This window comes from Streptomyces sp. NBC_01298, assembly GCF_035978755.1.
GTDB lineage: Bacteria > Actinomycetota > Actinomycetes > Streptomycetales > Streptomycetaceae > Streptomyces.
The window spans coordinates 2,803,153-2,819,631 of record NZ_CP108414.1; the positions used below are offsets into that span (position 1 = coordinate 2,803,153).

20 protein-coding genes are annotated in these 16,479 nt (G+C 71.6%); 1 reads left to right on the forward strand and 19 read right to left on the reverse strand.

Annotation, left to right across the window (positions count from 1 at the left end):
• Positions 1–51 precede the first annotated feature (51 nt).
• On the reverse strand, positions 52–987 hold the full coding sequence (gene rpsB / locus OG730_RS12470; RefSeq protein WP_327304315.1) for a 30S ribosomal protein S2: 936 nt from the start codon (positions 985–987) through the stop codon (positions 52–54).
• Positions 988–1,239: 252 nt separating this feature from the next.
• Between rpsB and OG730_RS12475 the strand changes: the two genes are divergently transcribed.
• Positions 1,240–1,842, forward strand: coding sequence for a M23 family metallopeptidase (locus OG730_RS12475; RefSeq protein WP_327304316.1), 603 nt, complete (start codon positions 1,240–1,242; stop codon positions 1,840–1,842).
• On the opposite strand, the gene OG730_RS12480 is transcribed toward OG730_RS12475, so the two are convergent.
• The 18 genes from OG730_RS12480 to proS form a co-directional block, all read right to left on the reverse strand.
• Positions 1,796–2,353, reverse strand: coding sequence for a TetR/AcrR family transcriptional regulator (locus OG730_RS12480; RefSeq protein ID WP_327309236.1), 558 nt, complete (start codon positions 2,351–2,353; stop codon positions 1,796–1,798). The two genes, OG730_RS12475 and OG730_RS12480, sit on opposite strands and share 47 nt — an antisense overlap.
• 105 nt (positions 2,354–2,458) lie before the next feature.
• Positions 2,459–3,292, reverse strand: a complete 834-nt coding sequence (whiG, locus tag OG730_RS12485) for an RNA polymerase sigma factor WhiG (protein ID WP_250743879.1) — start codon at positions 3,290–3,292, stop codon at positions 2,459–2,461.
• A 209-nt stretch (positions 3,293–3,501) separates the two neighbouring features.
• Positions 3,502–4,728, reverse strand: coding sequence for a DNA-processing protein DprA (gene dprA, locus OG730_RS12490; RefSeq protein ID WP_327304317.1), 1,227 nt, complete (start codon positions 4,726–4,728; stop codon positions 3,502–3,504).
• Positions 4,725–6,347: a YifB family Mg chelatase-like AAA ATPase gene (locus OG730_RS12495; protein ID WP_327304318.1), complete on the reverse strand. Its 1,623-nt coding sequence runs from the start codon at positions 6,345–6,347 to the stop codon at positions 4,725–4,727. The genes dprA and OG730_RS12495 overlap by 4 nt, the downstream gene beginning before the upstream one ends.
• Complete coding sequence (locus OG730_RS12500) at positions 6,347–6,718, reverse strand: YraN family protein (RefSeq protein WP_243337661.1); 372 nt, start codon at positions 6,716–6,718, stop codon at positions 6,347–6,349. Before OG730_RS12500 ends, OG730_RS12495 begins: the two co-directional genes overlap by 1 nt.
• Positions 6,719–6,844: 126 nt before the next feature.
• Positions 6,845–7,153, reverse strand: a complete 309-nt coding sequence (locus tag OG730_RS12505; RefSeq protein WP_005311352.1) for a DUF2469 domain-containing protein — start codon at positions 7,151–7,153, stop codon at positions 6,845–6,847.
• Positions 7,154–7,208: 55 nt separating this feature from the next.
• On the reverse strand, positions 7,209–7,736 hold the full coding sequence (locus tag OG730_RS12510; protein ID WP_327304319.1) for an NUDIX hydrolase: 528 nt from the start codon (positions 7,734–7,736) through the stop codon (positions 7,209–7,211).
• Positions 7,726–8,502, reverse strand: coding sequence for a signal peptidase I (lepB, locus tag OG730_RS12515; protein WP_327304320.1), 777 nt, complete (start codon positions 8,500–8,502; stop codon positions 7,726–7,728). Before lepB (OG730_RS12515) ends, OG730_RS12510 begins: the two co-directional genes overlap by 11 nt.
• A 44-nt stretch (positions 8,503–8,546) precedes the next feature.
• Positions 8,547–9,464, reverse strand: coding sequence for a signal peptidase I (lepB, locus tag OG730_RS12520; protein WP_327304321.1), 918 nt, complete (start codon positions 9,462–9,464; stop codon positions 8,547–8,549).
• A gap of 113 nt (positions 9,465–9,577) precedes the next feature.
• Positions 9,578–10,288, reverse strand: coding sequence for a signal peptidase I (gene lepB, locus OG730_RS12525; RefSeq protein WP_327304322.1), 711 nt, complete (start codon positions 10,286–10,288; stop codon positions 9,578–9,580).
• Positions 10,289–10,445: 157 nt separating this feature from the next.
• Positions 10,446–11,264: a signal peptidase I gene (lepB, locus tag OG730_RS12530; RefSeq protein ID WP_327304323.1), complete on the reverse strand. Its 819-nt coding sequence runs from the start codon at positions 11,262–11,264 to the stop codon at positions 10,446–10,448.
• 44 nt (positions 11,265–11,308) lie between these two features.
• A complete protein-coding gene (rplS, locus tag OG730_RS12535; protein WP_112450506.1) occupies positions 11,309–11,659 on the reverse strand; it encodes a 50S ribosomal protein L19 in 351 nt (116 codons plus the stop codon).
• A 134-nt stretch (positions 11,660–11,793) separates the two neighbouring features.
• On the reverse strand, positions 11,794–12,615 hold the full coding sequence (gene trmD / locus OG730_RS12540; RefSeq protein ID WP_327304324.1) for a tRNA (guanosine(37)-N1)-methyltransferase TrmD: 822 nt from the start codon (positions 12,613–12,615) through the stop codon (positions 11,794–11,796).
• Positions 12,615–13,229 (reverse strand): ribosome maturation factor RimM, encoded by a 615-nt coding sequence (gene rimM, locus OG730_RS12545; protein WP_327304325.1) that lies wholly within the window; start codon positions 13,227–13,229, stop codon positions 12,615–12,617. Before rimM ends, trmD begins: the two co-directional genes overlap by 1 nt.
• Positions 13,230–13,308: 79 nt before the next feature.
• Positions 13,309–13,548: an RNA-binding protein gene (locus OG730_RS12550; protein ID WP_030011889.1), complete on the reverse strand. Its 240-nt coding sequence runs from the start codon at positions 13,546–13,548 to the stop codon at positions 13,309–13,311.
• Between the two features lie 2 nt (positions 13,549–13,550).
• Positions 13,551–13,994 (reverse strand): 30S ribosomal protein S16, encoded by a 444-nt coding sequence (rpsP, locus tag OG730_RS12555; RefSeq protein ID WP_243337676.1) that lies wholly within the window; start codon positions 13,992–13,994, stop codon positions 13,551–13,553.
• 203 nt (positions 13,995–14,197) lie between these two features.
• The gene (locus OG730_RS12560; RefSeq protein WP_243337678.1) at positions 14,198–14,794 is read right to left on the reverse strand and encodes a hypothetical protein; all 597 of its coding nucleotides are present in this window, start codon (positions 14,792–14,794) and stop codon (positions 14,198–14,200) included.
• 213 nt (positions 14,795–15,007) lie between these two features.
• A complete protein-coding gene (proS, locus tag OG730_RS12565; protein ID WP_327304326.1) occupies positions 15,008–16,420 on the reverse strand; it encodes a proline--tRNA ligase in 1,413 nt (470 codons plus the stop codon).
• Between the last annotated feature and the right edge of the window lie 59 nt (positions 16,421–16,479).

A 16,479-nucleotide genomic window follows, 5' to 3' on the forward strand; every position in this document is an offset into this window, starting at 1 on the left:
TCGTCCGTGCTGTGAGTGCCCGGCGCATGAACGCCGGGCGCTCTCAGTGGGTCAGGCCTGCTCGGCGTCGGCGGCCGGAGCCTCGACGACGGCCTCGGCGACGACCTCGGCGGCCGGAGCGGCCTCAGCCTCGGCCTCGACGGCGGGGGTCTCGACAGCGGCCTCGGCCGGAGCCGCGGCCTCGGCCGACTCGTCGGAGTCAGCCTTCTTGTCGCCCTCGAGCAGGTCGCGCTCCCACTCGGCCAGCGGCTCGGCAGCGGCCTTCTCGCCCGGCTTCGAGTCGCCAGTGGCGGCACCGGAACGGGCGATGAGGCCCTCGGCGACGGCGTCGGCGATCACGCGGGTGAGCAGGGTGACGGAGCGGATCGCGTCGTCGTTGCCCGGGATCTTGTAGTCGACCTCGTCGGGGTCGCAGTTGGTGTCGAGGATCGCGACGACCGGGATGTGGAGCTTGCGCGCCTCACCGACGGCGATGTGCTCCTTCTTGGTGTCGACGATCCAGACCGCGCTGGGGACCTTCGACATCTCGCGGATACCACCGAGGGTCTTCTCCAGCTTGATCTTCTCGCGAGAGAGGACCAGGAGCTCCTTCTTGGTGAGACCCGAGGCGGCGACGTCCTCGAAGTCGATCGCCTCAAGCTCCTTCAGACGCTGAAGGCGCTTGTAGACGGTGGAGAAGTTGGTGAGCATGCCACCCAGCCACCGCTGGTTGACGTAGGGCATACCAACGCGCGTCGCCTGCTCGGCGATGGCCTCCTGGGCCTGCTTCTTGGTACCGACGAACATGATGGAACCGCCGTGGGCGACGGTCTCCTTCACGAACTCGTAGGCGCGGTCGATGTACGACAGCGACTGCAGCAGGTCGATGATGTAGATGCCGTTGCGCTCCGTGAAGATGAAGCGCTTCATCTTCGGGTTCCAACGGCGGGTCTGGTGACCGAAGTGGACGCCGCTTTCCAGCAGCTCCCGCATCGTTACGACGGCCATGGCCATCTCCTTGTTTTCTCGGTTTGGTTCCTGACGCCCCTGTCGCGCCCTGCCCCCGTAGAGGGGACCGAGAGACGCTGTCACCTGGCCCTGAGGGGCCGGTGCTGGGGCGTGCGAAGTCGACCCGGTGACCCGGATCGCCACAAGAAGTGTACGGGACCCGGTGGTATGCCGGATGACGCGGTTGTCCACAGCGCCCCGCCCGTCCACAGGCCCCGGCAGGGCCGGCTCCGGGGCGGGACCCTGACCCCCATGACGAAGCTGCTGCTCACCCTGGTCCTGATGCTCGGGCTCGCCCTGGGCCCGCCCGCGCCCACCCCGGGGCCGCGGCCTGCTCCGGGGGCCACGGGCGCCTCGGGGGCCTCGGGGGCCGCGAGCGCCTCGGGCGGACGGCCTCTCCCCGCGCCCCTCGCTGTGCTCCGCTGGTGGGACCCGCCCCCGACCCCGTACGCGGCGGGCCACCGCGGGGTCGACCTGGCGGCGCCGGTGGGCGCGGAGCTCCGCGCGGTCGGTCCGGGCCGGGTCCACTTCGCCGGCCCGGTCGCGGGCCGCGGCGTGCTCTCGCTGACCCTCCCGAACGGCCTGCGCACCACGTACGAGCCGGTCCGCCCGCTGGTGACGGAGGACGCCGAGGTCACGGCCGGCCAGGTGGTGGCCGTCCTCACGGACGGCACGCACTGCCCCCGCCCATGCCTCCACTGGGGCCTCCTGCGCGCGGAGACCTACCTCAACCCGCTGGCGCTCCTCCCCCGCCCGACTCCCCGTTTGCTGCCCCTTGCCGGAACCCCGGGGCCGGCAGCGGAGCGGATCAGCCCCCGACGCCCCGCAGGGCCATGGCCACCGCCGCGTCCGTGACGACGACGGGGTCTTCCCCCGTGCCCGCCTCGATCCGCCGCACGGCGGCGTCCACCACGCCCTGCAGCAGCATCGCGGCCAGCCTCGGCTCCGCCTGCCCCAGCGCGGCCAGTGCCTCCACGATCATCGCGATGAGGCTCCCGTGCGCCGCGCGGATCTTCTCCCGCGCCCCGGCGTCCAGCTCGCTCGCCGAGATCGCCACCACCGCCCGGTGCCGCTTGTCCCCCACCAACCCCAGCTGGCTGCGCACGTACGCCTCGATCTTCGACTCCGGATCCTGCGCCCCGGACATCGCCGCCTCGATCTCGGCCGCCCACACGGGGAAGTCCACCGCGCACAGCTCTTCGACGACGGCAGCGCGGGACCGGAAGTACTCGTACACGGAGGACCGGGCGAGGCCGGTCCTCTCCGCGAGGGCCGGGAAGGTCAGCGCTTCCGTTCCCCCTTCGGACAGCAGGGAACGGGCAGCGTCCAAGAGGGCGCCGCGCTGCATCGACCGGTGCTCGGCCACGGAGGCCGCTCGAATCCTGGGCACGCGTCCACTCTACGGATGCACCGCAAGGCCGTGGCACGCTCCCGGCGCCCGCCCCCGGCCCCACGGCCCGATACCAGGGGGTCAGCGCCCGACGTCCGCCAGCTTCGCCCGGAGCTGCAGGACCGACTTGGTGTGGATCTGGCTGACGCGGCTCTCGGTGACCCCGAGGACGTTGCCGATCTCGGCGAGCGTGAGGCCCTCGTAGTAGTAGAGGGTCACCACCGTCTTCTCCCGCTCGGGCAGCGTGTTGATGGCCCGCGCCAGCAGCCGGCGCAGCTCCCGGTCCTCCGCGACCTCCACCGGGTTGTCCGCGGCGGTGTCCTCAAGGGTGTCCATCAGGGAGAGGCGGTCCCCCTCCCCGCCCACGTGCAGCAGCTCTTCCAGGGCGACCACGTTCGCCAGCGACAACTGGCTGAAAACCGCGTGGAGATCCTCCACGCCGATGCCCATCTCACCGGCGACCTCGTGCTCGGTCGGGGTGCGCCGCAGCTGGGCCTCCAGCGTGGCGTAGGCCCGTTCGACGGCGCGCGCCTTCTGCCGCACCGAGCGGGGGATCCAGTCCAGGGCCCGCAGCTCGTCGATCATCGCGCCGCGGATGCGGGTGATGGCGTACGTCTCGAACTTGATGGACCGTTCGATGTCGAACTTCTCGATGGCGTCGATCAGTCCGAAGACTCCGGAGGAGACGAAATCGGCCTGTTCCACATTGGGCGGGAGGCCGACGCTGACCCGGCCCGCCACGTACTTCACGAGGGGCGAGTAGTGCAGGATCAGCTGCTCCCGCAGCCGCTCGTCACCCGAGTCCTTGTACGAGCGCCACAGCACCTCCAGCGACGAGGGCGCGGTGGACCGCTCGCTGCCGCGCGCAGCGGGGGGCACCGCAGCGCGGTCGGACCCTGAGGTGTGCTGGGGCATGCTTCGCCTTTGCCGGAGCCGGATTCCTTGGGAGCGTAGCGTGACGGAAGTGTCGCGGTGCGCGAAGAGTACGGGATCGCGCAGGCCCGCAAGGGCGCCCCGACTCGCGCGGGCGACCCGGGACCGGCGCCTGGCGCACGGTCCCGGCGGGTGCCGCCGGGAGGACCGCGTCTCTCATCGGCTTCACTCTTTCACCGGAACGCCCCAGGTCAACGACCGCCTCGCCGGGTGGCTGCGCTTTGTGCACCTCCTCTCGGCCGCTTCGAGGCCAACTGCCAGCCGTCGCCCTGCCGTTCGACAAACCCCAGAGAGTGAAGTTCGTACAGTCTGCCGATGACTTCATCGGTGCCGGTGCCCGCCGCCAGGGCCAGTTCCTCTAGGTCGGCGGGGCGACCCGCCGGCAGGGCTTCGAGGACCCGGACCGCGCCGGGGCCCAGGAGGTCCCGGGCGATCACGGGGCCCCGCCGCTCGGGGGCCAGCTCCCCCATCGCGCCGACCAGCTCGATGACCTCCGCCGCGTCCGTGACCAGCGAGGCCTCGCCGCGCAGCAGTTCGTGCACACCGGCCGAGAGCCCACTGGTGGCCGGGCCCGGGATGCCCATGGTGATCCTCCCCAGCGCCTGGGCCCGCCGGGCGGTGACCAGGGATCCGCTGCGGTGGGCCGCCTCCACGACGACGGTGCCGCGGGTCAGGGCAGCGATGACGCGGTTGCGCAGGACGAATCGGCTCGGTGTGGGATGGCTGCCCGGGGGCAACTCGCCGAGGAGCAGCCCTTGGGCGGCGATCCGGCCGAGCAGTCCGGCGTGTCCGCGCGGGTAGGGCACGTCCACCCCGCAGGCCAGCACGGCGACCGTGGCCCCGCCTGCGGCGAGGGCGCCGCGGTGGGCGGCCCCGTCGATCCCGTAGGCGGCGCCCGAGACGACCACCCAGCCGTGCTCGGCGAGTTCACCGGCCAGACTCTGGGCCATGTGCGCCCCGTACGGGGTGCACGCGCGGGCCCCGACCACCGCCACGGACCGCAGCGCCCAGGTCCGCAGGTCCGGCCCGCCCCGCACCCACAGCCCGACGGGCCGGGCGTCGCCGAGGTCGTCCAGCTGGCTCGGCCACTGCGCGGACCCCGGGCAGACGAACCTTCCCCCGGCCTCGGCGGCGGCCGCCAGGTCCCGCCGGGGGTCGGCCGCCGCGGCCCGGCGGCGGTATCCGGCGAGCCGCTCGGCGCCGACCCCGGTCAGCACCCCGGGATCCGGTTCGGGCCCGGTCAGCAGCCGTATCAGCCCGACGGCCCCGTACGTCCGCAGCCAGCGCCCGCCCTGCTCCTCCCCGGGCTCCAGGACCCGGGTCAGCGCGGCCCGCGCGAGCACCTCGCCCTCGAACTCCAGCCGCGCCCGCGGCTCCGCCTCCGCCCCGGCCCCCTCCCGCGGCTCCGCGGCGGTCATGAGGCGGCGCCCAGGTGCGCCGAGGCTCCGCGTGCGATCCCGGTGCGCAGTTCGAGGGCGACCGCCACGTCCAGGGCGTCGGGGCGGTCCCGGCTCCTCAGGTCGGCCACCGTCCAGGCGACCCGGAGCACCCGGTCGAGCCCCCGCGCGGTCAGCAGGCCTCGCTCCAGGTCCCGTTCGGCCTGGGCCAGTGCTCCCGGCGCGGCCGGCCAGCGGGTCCGCAGCTCATGGCCCGGTACCTCCGCGTTGAGCCGCCAGCGCGTGCCGTCGAGGCGCGCCGCCGCCCGGTCACGGGCCTCCCGCACCCGGGCCGCGACCACCATCGTGGCTTCGCCGCGGCCACCGCGCCCCAGCAGATCGGCGCGGGTGACCGGCTCCACCTCCACCCGCAGGTCCACCCGGTCCAGCAGCGGCCCCGACAGCCGGGCCTGGTAGCGGCGGACCACCGAGGCCGGGCAGTCGCATCCGGTCCCGTGCAGGGTGTGCCGCCCGCAGGGACAGGGGTTGGCGGCCAGCACCATCAGGAACCGGGCCGGCAGCCGTACCACCCCGGCGGCGCGGGCGATGACCACGTGTCCGGCTTCGAGGGGCTGCCTCAGGGCGTCCAGGGCCTTGGTGCTGAACTCCGCGGCCTCGTCGAGGAACAGCACCCCCCTGTGGGCCAGGGACACCGCTCCGGGCCTGGCCACCCCGGCCCCTCCCCCGACGAGCGACTGCATGGTCGCCGAGTGGTGCGGGGCGCAGTACGGGGGCCGGGCGACGAGCGGTTCGCCGGGGGGCAGGATTCCCGCGACCGAGTGGACGGCCGTGACCTCCAGTGAGTCCTGTCGGGTGAGCGGGGGCAGGATCCAGGGGATACGCTCGGCCAGCATGGTCTTGCCGGCGCCCGGGGGTCCGCTGAGGAAGAGGTGGTGCCCCCCGGCGGCCGCCACCTCCAGGGCCCGGCGTGCCGCGTGCTGTCCGGCGACGTCGGCGAGATCGGGGAAGTCCCGCCCGTCGCCGTCGCGGGCCACCCCCGTGCCGAGTCCGGCGCCGGGGACGACCAGCCCGGCGAGCATCGGGTCCGGCCGCCCGGGCGGATCCGGCGGATCCTCCTCGGGGACCTCCCCGTCGGTGAGCACCGCGATCAGCTGCCGCAGGCTGCGGACCCCGAGCACCGAGACGTCCGGGACGAGCATGGCCTCGGCGGCGCACTGCTGGGGGACCACGACCTGCCGGTATCCGGCCTCGGCGGCGGCGAGCACGGCTGGCAGGATCCCGCGGACGGGACGCACCCGGCCGTCCAGGCCCAGTTCCCCGATGAGGACCAGATCGGCGATCACCTTCGGATCCACCACTTCGGCGGCGCCCAGAACGGCGGCGGCGACAGCGAGGTCGAAGCCGGCCCCGCCCTTGGGGACCGACGCCGGGCTGAGGCCGACGGTGAGCTTCTTCTGCGGCCAGGCGGCGCCCGAGTTCACGACGGCCGCCCTGACCCGGTCCCGGCTCTCGATCAGGGTCTTGTCGGGCAGCCCCACCAGGGCGAAGGTGGCCACCCCGGGCTCCAGGTCCGCCTGTACCTCGACCACCACGCCTTCGACGCCCACGAGGGCGACCGAGCAGGCCCGTGCGAACCCCATCAGGCCGCCCCCCTGACGTGCTCCACCACGGGCCCGCCGCGCCGCGGCAGGAGGACCCCGACGAGGTCGATGCGCACCCCGCCCGGGGGTGGTCCCCCGTGGTCGGCCAGCCAGCGCCCGGCGAGCCTGCGCAAGCGCTCGGCCTTGGCGGGCCGCAGCGCGGCCATGGGATGCTCGAACTCCCCCGCCCGCCGGGTCTTGACCTCGCACACGACGAGGGCGTCCCCGTCCCGGGCGACGATGTCGATCTCCCCGCCGCGACACCGCCAGTTCCGCGCGATCACGGTCATCCCGGCCTCGGTGAGCCGCCGCGTCGCGAGGTCCTCGCCGTACCGCCCCAATGCCTGCTGTGCCACGCCCTTCGCGTTCATCCGGCACCACCTCCGACACCGACGGTCCCGCACCCCCGCCCACCGAGTGGATCTTGGTGGACAGCCGGGGCGATGTGGACAACCGCATCACCCCGGCGAGGGAGGAAGGCTCGGAGGAGGAGGGGATCAGCTGCCCGGAAGTTCGAGATCGCTCTTGTTGAGCTCCTCGATGTTCACGTCCTTGAAGGTCAGCACCCGCACCTGCTTGACGAAGCGAGCCGGTCTGTACATGTCCCAGACCCACGCGTCGGCCATCGAGACCTCGAAGAAGACCTCCCCCTGCACCGAGTGCACCTGCATCTCGTAGTCGTTGGTGAGGTAGAAACGGCGTTCGGTCTCGATCACATACTTGAACAGCCCGACGACGTCGCGGTACTCGCGATAGAGCTTCAGCTCCATCTCGGTCTCGTACTTCTCGAGGTCCTCGGCACTCATGGCATGTTCCCCTTCAGCCGTGCGTCCCCCTATTGTGCGCCAGGCCCGTGCGCCCCTAAACGATTTCCGGGGCCAGGTTCACGGGCGCACCCGGGGGACCGTCGTCGAGCAGCGTGCGGAGCAGCTCTGCGAGTCTGGTCGGGTACACCGTCTCATGGGCCGCAAGAAGTTCCTCGGAGGTCCACCACCTGGTGCCCGAGACGCTGCGGCGCTCCAGCTCGGTGAGGCCGCCCAGCACCGTCGCGGTCTGGCTGGTCCGGGCCAGGAAGTACCACTCGTCCTGCTCCCAGCGGCGCCCGTCGAAGGGGAACGAGCAGTAGCGGTGCCACAGCACCGGGCCCAGCTCCACGTCGGTGATCCCGGTCTCCTCCGCGAGCTCGCGCAGCGCGGCCTGCTCCCGGGTCTCGGTCCCTTCCAGGCCGCCGCCCGGGGTGAACCACCAGTCGTCCGCCGGGTCTCCCGGCTCGAAGCCGTGCATCAGCAGGATCCGGTCCTCGGGGTCCAGCAGGATCACCCGCGCCACCTTCCGCGGCCCGCCCGACGCGGAGCCCGTCCCCGGCCCCGTCGTCGCGTCAGCGGACATCGGCCCGCTCCCGCCTCCGCCCGCGCCCGAAGACCCGTACGACCGGCCCGTACGCGGCTCCGAGCACGACCAGGGCGGCGCCGGCCACCACCGCCGCCACCTGGAGCAGCAGGGGCCCCGCCGTCGAGGTCCCGCCGGGCAGGGCGGCGTAGGCCTTGGGCCGCTCCACCATCGACAGGTCGGGCCACGCGACGGCGTCGACGCGGGCCATCACCGCCGAGCGGGGCACCGTCCCCTGGCCGGCCTCCTGCAGGTGTGCCCGCGAGTCCAGCGAGGATCCGCGCCGGTCGCCGAGCAGGAAGAGGTTGCCCTCCGGCACCGTCACCTCGAACGGCGTCCGGGAGGCCGCCCCGTCCGGAGCGCCCGCCAGGTCGAGCTTCTCGACGTCGATGTACGGCTCGTCCAGCTCCTTGCCGTTCACGGTGAGCCGGCCGCCGGCACCGCAGCACTTGACCGTGTCCCCGCCGATCCCGACGACCCGCTTGACCATCGGCGAATCGCTCCACTGCTGGTCCCTGAAGACCACCACGTCCCCGCGGTGCACCTCGCCCCCGCCGATGCGCTGTGCCAGCATGCGGTCCCCGGGGTTCACCGTCGGCACCATCGAGTCGGTCGGCACCGTGTACGGCTGGTACACGACGGCTCCCCATACGAACCCACCGAGGAAGAGCACAAAGCCGATGGCCACGACCACTCCCGACAGCACGCTGCCGAGAGCACCGCGGCCATCGCCGTCACCTGCTCGTATTGCTCGTGTTCCGCCCATTGCAAGCGCCCCCACACTCGGAGATCGTCGACCTGGGCGGCACCCTACCTGCCGGTAGGCCCTGCGGTCAGCTTCCGCCTGCGCCACAGTACGACCGGTACCGCGCCGGCGAACCCGAGGGCGGCCGGGCCGAGCCCGACCGGCGCCAGTCCGGCGGCGTCCATGCCGAGCGCGGTGGCCTTGGTCTGCGTGCCGATGCCGGGCTGGTCGAAGGTGTCCGGAACCGGCAGGGTCGACCAGCGGGTGATCGGCCACGCGACCACCACGGCGCGTCCGACGACATCACTGACGGGCACGAACCCCTGGGTGGCGGGGTCCTGCTGGTGGTAGCGGGAGTCCTGCGAGTTCTGACGGTGGTCGCCCATCACCCAGATCTTGCCCTTGGGCACGGTGAGCGGACCGAAGGGCAGGTCGTCGCACGGGGTGTTGCCCGGGTAGATGTACGGCTCGTCCAGCTCCTTGCCGTTGACGATGACCGGTCCCCCCTTCTTGCACTCGACCGTGTCACCGCCGATGGCGATCGTCCGCTTGATCAGGTCCTTCTCCTCGGCGGACGGCATGAGGCCGATCCAGCTGAGGGCCTTCTGGGCGATGTTGGGCTCGGGAGTGAACTCGTTGCTCAGCCAGTTCGACGGGTCGTGGAAGACGACGACCTCACCGCGCTCGGGCTCCGACCCGAACCACGGCGTCAGCTTGTCCACGAGCACCCGGTCGCCGCGCTGCAGGGTGTTCTGCATCGAGTCGGAGGGGATCGAGAAGGCCTGCACGAGGAAGGTCTTGATCAGCAGGGCGAGCAGCAGGGCGATTCCGACCAGGAGCGGAAGCTCCTTCCAGAAGGAACGGTGCGAGCGTGCCTCGGCGCCGTCCTGCGCGTCGCCGTCTTGCTCGACGGCATCGGGCCCGGAGGAGTCTTTCGGCTCCTCGCCACCCTCGTCGCGTCCGGACCGTGCACCAACCGCCACGTCCCCCACATCCACTCCTCGTTCGGAATTCGACGCCCGGACCTGATGAGGCGCGGGCCCTCCCCTCCCCTAACGAGCGGGAGTTCCCGAAGGCGCGGGAGACCAAGGACACACTATGCGAACGAGGAGCCGCCCCGGCGCCTACGGGGCGCGCGGCGACCGCCGCGCGCCTGGTCGGGAACCATGCGGAAGGTGGCGGGCTGTTCCAGCCGGTGCCAGTGCCCGACGGGCCAGGCGATCACCACGGCCTGGCCGACCACGTCCTTCACGTCGATCGTGCCGTGGAAGGCCTCGTCGAGGTGGTAGCGGGAGTCGGCGGAATTCGCCCGGTGGTCGCCCATGACGAAGATCCGTCCGGCGGGCACCTGCACCTCGAAGCGGATCTCCGAGGGCGCGTTGCCCGGGTTGACGTACGGCTCGTCGAGCGGCGAGCCGTTGACGCTGACCCGCCCCCGGGCGTCGCAGCACTTCACGCTGTCCCCGCCGACCCCGATGACCCGCTTGATCAGGTCCTGTTCGTTCGCCGAGGGCAGCAGGCCGATGAAGGTGAGCGTCTGCTTGATCTGCTTGATGCCCACCGGGTCCTCGGCCGGCTGGACGCTGTCGGCGCCCAGCCAGCCCCCCGGGTCCTTGAAGACGACCACGTCGCCGCGCTCGACCTGGGAGCCGAACCACGGGGTGAGCTTGTCCACCAGGACCCGGTCGCCGATGCGGATCGTCTGCTCCATGGAGCCCGACGGGATGAAGAAGGCCTGGACGAGGAAGGTCTTGAGGATCAGGGCGATGCACAGCGCGACCACCACGAGCAGGGGCAGCTCCCCCACCCGCCGCGTACGCCGCCTGCGCTTCACCCGGCGGGCGAGGCGACGCCGTTCGGCCCGGCTGCCGGGCTCCGCGGGCCCGGCGCCCGGCTCGGGCTCCGGCTCCGGTTCTGGCTCCGCGCCGGCATCTTCGTACCGGTCTCCCCGCGGGCGCCCGCGGCTACCCACGGCCGCCGCCCGCGGAATCCGCGGCGCCCCAGCGCGACACCGGCCAGCCGATCCAGTCGGCCCGCCCGATCACCTTCTCCACCGGCACCATCCCCCCGCCCGGCTCCCCGAGGTGGTCCCGGGAGTCCCGGGACTGGGAACGATGATCACCCATGACCCACAGGCTCCCAAGGGGCACGACGATACGGAACGGCACTTTCGATCCGGAGTCGCCGGGAAAGAGGTACGGCTCGTCCAGCGGGACCCCGTTGACCTTGATCCGGCCGCGTTCGTCGCACACCACGTCGTCACCGCCGACGCCCACGACCCGCTTCACGAAATCGGTGTCCGAGGGCTCGGCCAGCCCGAGCGCGGAGACCGCCCCGTGCAGGGCGTCGCCGATCGGACTCCCGTCCCGGTCCTCCTGTACGAAGGAGCCCGTGCCGTCGAAGACCACGACGTCCCCGCGCTGCGGCCGGTCGCCGAAACGGTACGCCAGCTTGTTGACCAGGACCCGGTCCCCGACGGCGAGCGTGGGCTCCATCGAGTGGCTCGGGATCAGGAAGGGCTGGAGCACGAAATTGCTGAACAGCAGCAGGAAGACGGTGCAGGCGAGGCCGAGCAGCCCGGCGCGCCGCCAGCTCAGCCGGTCGGCCTTGCCGGGGCCCGAGTCCGCCGCCGCGTCCAAGTCCGCCGCCGGGTCCGCGTCCCGGGTCGGGTCCGGGGTCGGATCCGAGTCCGGACCCGCTCCGGAAAGCACGAAACGCGACCGCCCCTCCCCCTCGTCGGGGGAAGAGTGGCCGCGCTGCGTGTGAGGTGCTTCGGTGTCCATCGGGGGCGAGCCTATCCGGCCTTCCCCTGAACCCCGGGAGCAGATCAGCGGTCGCGCTTCTCCTTGATCTTCGCGGCCTTGCCGCGGAGCTCACGGAGGAAGTACAGCTTGGCGCGACGCACGTCACCGCGGGTGACGAGCTCGATCTTCTCGAAGATCGGGGAGTGGACCGGGAAGGTACGCTCCACGCCGACGCTGAAGGAGACCTTGCGGACGGTGAAGGTCTCGGAGACGCCCGCGCCCTGGCGGCGGATGACGACACCCTTGAACTGCTGGATACGGGAGCGGTTGCCCTCGATCACGCGGACGTGCACGTTGACGGTGTCACCCGGGCGGAAGGCCGGGAGGTCCGAGCGCAGGGTGGCGGCGTTGACGCCATCGAGCAGGTGAGACATGTGATTCGTCTGCTTTCTTCGCATGACGCCACAGGTCGCCGATGCGGGGTTTCCGGAGAGAATTCGGGAGCTGCGGGACTCGGCGGACGACGGTCCCCCTGTGGCAGGGGCGTACGCGAGCACACAGCAGCCGCCTATTCTTCCACGGTCTGCGGCCTGCGCCAAAATCGGCCGTCGGGGGAAGGCTTCCAGCCGAGGATGCTCAGCAGCTCGCGGTCCTTCTTGTCGAAGGCGGAGGCCTCGCAGCGCTCGATCAGGTCCGGGCGGTTGGCCGCCGTACGGCGGAAGGCCTCGTCGCGGCGCCACCGGGCGATCTTGCCGTGATGGCCGCTGACCAGCACGTCCGGGATCCCGTGGCCGCGCCACTCCGGGGGCTTGGTGTAGACGGGCCCCTCCAGCAGGTTGGCCATGTCCCCGGGTGCGAAGGAGTCGTCCCGGTGCGATTCGGCGTTGCCGAGCACCCCGGGGAGCAGCCGGGCCACGGCCTCGGTGACGACCAGGACGGCCGCCTCGCCGCCGGCCAGGACGTAGTCGCCGATGGACACCTCGTAGACCGGGAGGCGCGTGGCGTACTCGTCCATGACCCGGCGGTCGATGCCCTCGTACCGGGCCGGGGTGAAGATCAACCAGGGTCGTTCGGAGAGCTCGACGGCCAGTTCCTGGGTGAACGGGCGCCCGCTGGGGGTGGGGACGACGATGACGGGCCCGTGCGCGCCCGATTCGTAGCCGTCGGCCAGGGCCGCGTCCAGGGCCTCGCCCCACGGCTCGGTCTTCATGACCATGCCGGGACCGCCGCCGTACGGGGTGTCGTCCACCGTGTTGTGCCGGTCGTACGTCCAGTCCCGCAGGTCGTGGACGTGCACGTCGAGCTGGCCGCGCGCCCGCGCCTTGCCGACGAGGGAGACGTTGAGCGGTTCGAGGTACTCCGGGAAGATCGTGACGACGTCGAGACGCATCAGGCGTCTTCCCCGTCCGAGTCCGAGTCCGATTCCGAGTCCGACGCCGAACCCGACTCCGCTTCCGCGGCTTCCTCGTCCCGGGCGGAGACGACGATCGCCTCGCGCTCGTCGATGAGACCGGGCGGCGGGGTGATGACGCAGCGCTGCTCTTCGAGGTCGATCTCGGCGACGATCTCCTCGACGAAGGGGATCATCACCTCGGTGCCGTCCGGCCGCTCGACGATGAACAGGTCCTGCGAGGGCAGGTGGGAGATCTCGGTGATCCGGCCGATCACGGTGCCGTCCTCCAGGACGACGTCGAGGTCCATCAGCTGGTGGTCGTAGTACTCGTCGTCCTCGGCCGGCAGCTCCGCCGGGTCCACCTCGGCGATGAGCAGGACGTTGCGCAGGGCCTCGGCGCCGGTGCGGTCCTTGACCCCGGCGAAGCGCAGCATGAGCCTGCTGCTGTGCACCCGGCCCGTCTCGACCGTCAGCGGTCCCGCCGACGCGGGGTCGGTCCGGAGCACGGCACCGGGCCCGAGCCGCAGCTCGGGCTCGTCGGTCCGCACCTCGACGGTGACCTCACCCTTGATCCCGTGGGCGCGGCCGATCCGCGCGACTACCAGCTCCACTGCTTCTCTCCTGTTCAGACGACGACGGGCCGGGGCGGGCACGTATGCCCTCCCCGGCCCGTGCCGGTGATTCAACTGCTCAGCGGACCTGGTCCACGTCGACGAGGTCGACGCGGATCCCCCGGCCGCCGATGGCGCCCACGACGGTACGCAGAGCACGTGCGGTGCGGCCGTTGCGGCCGATCACCTTGCCGAGGTCGTCGGGGTGGACCCGAACCTCCAGCACCTGCCCGCGGCGCAGGTTGCGCGAGGCGACCTGCACTTCGTCGGGGTTGTCCACGATGCCCTTCACGAGGTGCTCAAGAGCCTCCTCGAGCATGCTCAGGCCTCGGTCGACTCGGCGGTCTCGGCCTCAGCCTCGTCCGCCTTCTTGTCGGCCTTCTTCGCCTTCTGGGTGATGGCTTCGCCCTTGCCCTCGCCGATGCCCTCGAGGGCCTTGGCGAACTCGTCGAAGGAGCGACGCTTGTTCTCCTTCGTCGCCGGCTGCAGCAGCGGCGCGGGGGCCGGAAGGCCCTTGTGCGCCTGCCAGTCACCGGTGAGCTTCAGGATGGCGAGCACAGCCTCGGTGGGCTGGGCGCCAACGGACAGCCAGTACTGCGCACGCTCGGCGTTGACCTCGATGCGCGACGGGTTGTACGTCGGGTGGTAGATACCGATCTCTTCGATCGCGCGACCGTCCCGACGGGTACGGGCGTCGGCGACGACGATGCGGTAGTGCGGCTGGCGAATCTTGCCGAGGCGCTTGAGCTTGATCTTGACTGCCACTGGAGTGGTGTCTCCTGAACTTGACGTGGTTGGGCACATGAGATGCCACGTGGGGTTGCGGTACTCGGGTGCCCGATGGACGCGTCAGCCGGAGGAGAGAGGGGTCCTATGCGACTGTCGAGTACAGCTGTCCATTGTGCCACACGCCCGCGGCTCGCTCGGCCGGGAGGTCGCGCCCGCATGGACCGGGGCCACCCGCCGGGTCAGGAGGCCACCGCGATGGCCACTTCCGGGATGCGGAAGGGCTTCATGCAGCCTCCGCACACGATCGGGGCCTGAGCCAGTACGGACGGGACCACGCGCACGTTGCGCCCGCAGTCGCAGACCGCCTTGACGCGGACGCCGCCGCCGGAGGACCCGTGCCGGGCCGCCGGGCCGCGGAAGCTGCGCTTGGTGTCGGCGGCCGTGGCGACCGTGTGGGCCTTCAGCGCGCGCTGAAGGCGCTCCATGGTGGGGCGGTAGCGCTTCTTCGCCTCGGGATTGAGCGAGACCAGGGAGAAGCCGCTGCTCGCGTGCGGCTCGTCGGTGTGGTCCAGCCCCATCTCCTCGGCGATCGCGAGGAACCTGCGGTTGTGGTAGCGGCCGGCCCGCGAAGTGTCACGCACTCCGCGGGCTGCGGCGATGCCGTGGACTGCCTCGTGCAGCAGTCGCTCGAAGGAGAGTTCGGCGCCGCAGGCGGACGAGGACTCTCCGATCAGGGACTCGGGCGCGGCAAGGTCAGGCAGCTCGGGGTGGTACCGCTGAATATCGGCCCACGCCTGCGCCAGCTCTGCGGCGAGAACAGGTGGTGTCGTGCTCACGTCGTGACAACGAGCCGGGGGGCCCCGGTGTTCCGATTCCGGGCCATTCCAAATTTTTTGCACGTACCAGTCAGTTCAGTCTCATGCGTCCCGACGAGGACGGGTGCGCATATCTCAGGAGGAGTCGGTACGTAGTGAGGCCTACCGACTGACACAGCCCCGGCGCGCGGCGGATGCCGCACGCCGGGGCGTGAGAGCCGTCAGCCGGACCGGCTAGTACGAGCGCGCGACGATCGCGAGGTTACCGGGGGCGTCGTCCGCCAGCGGCACCGACCCGTCCTCGGCGATCAGGCAGCGTACGGAGACGGCCTGCTCGGCGAGCTTCGCCTCGCCCTCGGGGCCGAGGTCGGCCCACGGGATCCGCGCCCAGCCACCGGCGATGGCGGCCTCGGCGGCCTCCTCGATGGTCGAGACGTCGGAGGTGCGGGAGATGCGGCGCTCGCGGGACTCGCGCAGCAGCTGCTCCTGGTCCTCCTCCAGCACCTTGGGCAGCAGGGCGGCGAGGTCGGAGATCTGCACGGCCTCCTTGCCGCCCGGGATCCGGCGGGCCAGCATCGCGGTGCCGGCCTCCAGGTCGCGGGGGCCGATCTCGACGCGGACCGGTACGCCCTTGAGCTCCCAGTCCACGGCGCGGCGGCCGAAGGGGGTGTCGACGCGGTCGTCGACGAACACCCGCAGGCCCGCGGCCTTGAGCTGGGCGCCCAGCTCGCGGACCTTCGCCACGGCCTCGTCGCCCTTGATCGCCATGACGACGACCTGGACGTGCGCGAGGCGCGGCGGGACCCGCAGGCCGTTGTCGTCGCCGTGCGACATGATCAGGCCGCCGACCATGCGGGTCGAGACGCCCCACGAGGTCTGCCAGACGAGCTCCTGCTTGCCTTCCTTCGACAGGTACTGCGTGTTGAAGGCCTTGGCGAAGTTGGTGCCGAGCTCGTGGCTCGTGCCGAGCTGCAGGGCCTTGCCGTCGCCCATCATGCCCTCGAGGGTGAGGGTGTTGATGGCGCCGGCGAAGCGCTCCTTGGCGGTCTTGCGGCCGAGCACGACGTCGATGCCGAGCACGTTGGTCATGAAGTCGCCGTACACGTCCGTGTGGATGCGGGCGGCGTAGTCGCGGGCGTCCTCGTACGTGACGTGGGCCGTGTGGCCCTCCTGCCAGAGGAACTCGCTCGTACGGAGGAACACGCGCGGGCGCATCTCCCAGCGGACCACGTTCGCCCACTGGTTGATCAGCAGGGGCAGGTCGCGGTAGCTCTGGACCCACTTGGAGAAGTACTCGTTGATGATCGTCTCGGAGGTCGGCCGGACGACGACCGGCTCGTCGAGCTCCTTGCCCCCGCCGTGCGTGACGATCGCGAGCTCGGGGGCGAAGCCCTCGACGTGCTCCGCTTCCCGCGTCAGGTACGACTGCGGGATGAACAGCGGGAAGTACGCGTTCTGGGCGCCCGCGTCCTTGATGCGCGCGTCCATCTCCTGCTGCATCCGCTCCCACAGGCCGTAGCCGTACGGCCGGATGACCATCGTGCCGCGGACCGGACCATTGTCGGCCAGCTCGGCCTTGTTGATCAGATCCTGGTACCAGCGGGGGAAATCCTCCGCCTGGGGGGTGAGAACGGGTGCCTTTGCCATGGCGCGAATGGTACGGCGCCCGGAGTGCCGAACGTGAATCGGGTGCGAATCGGGTGGCG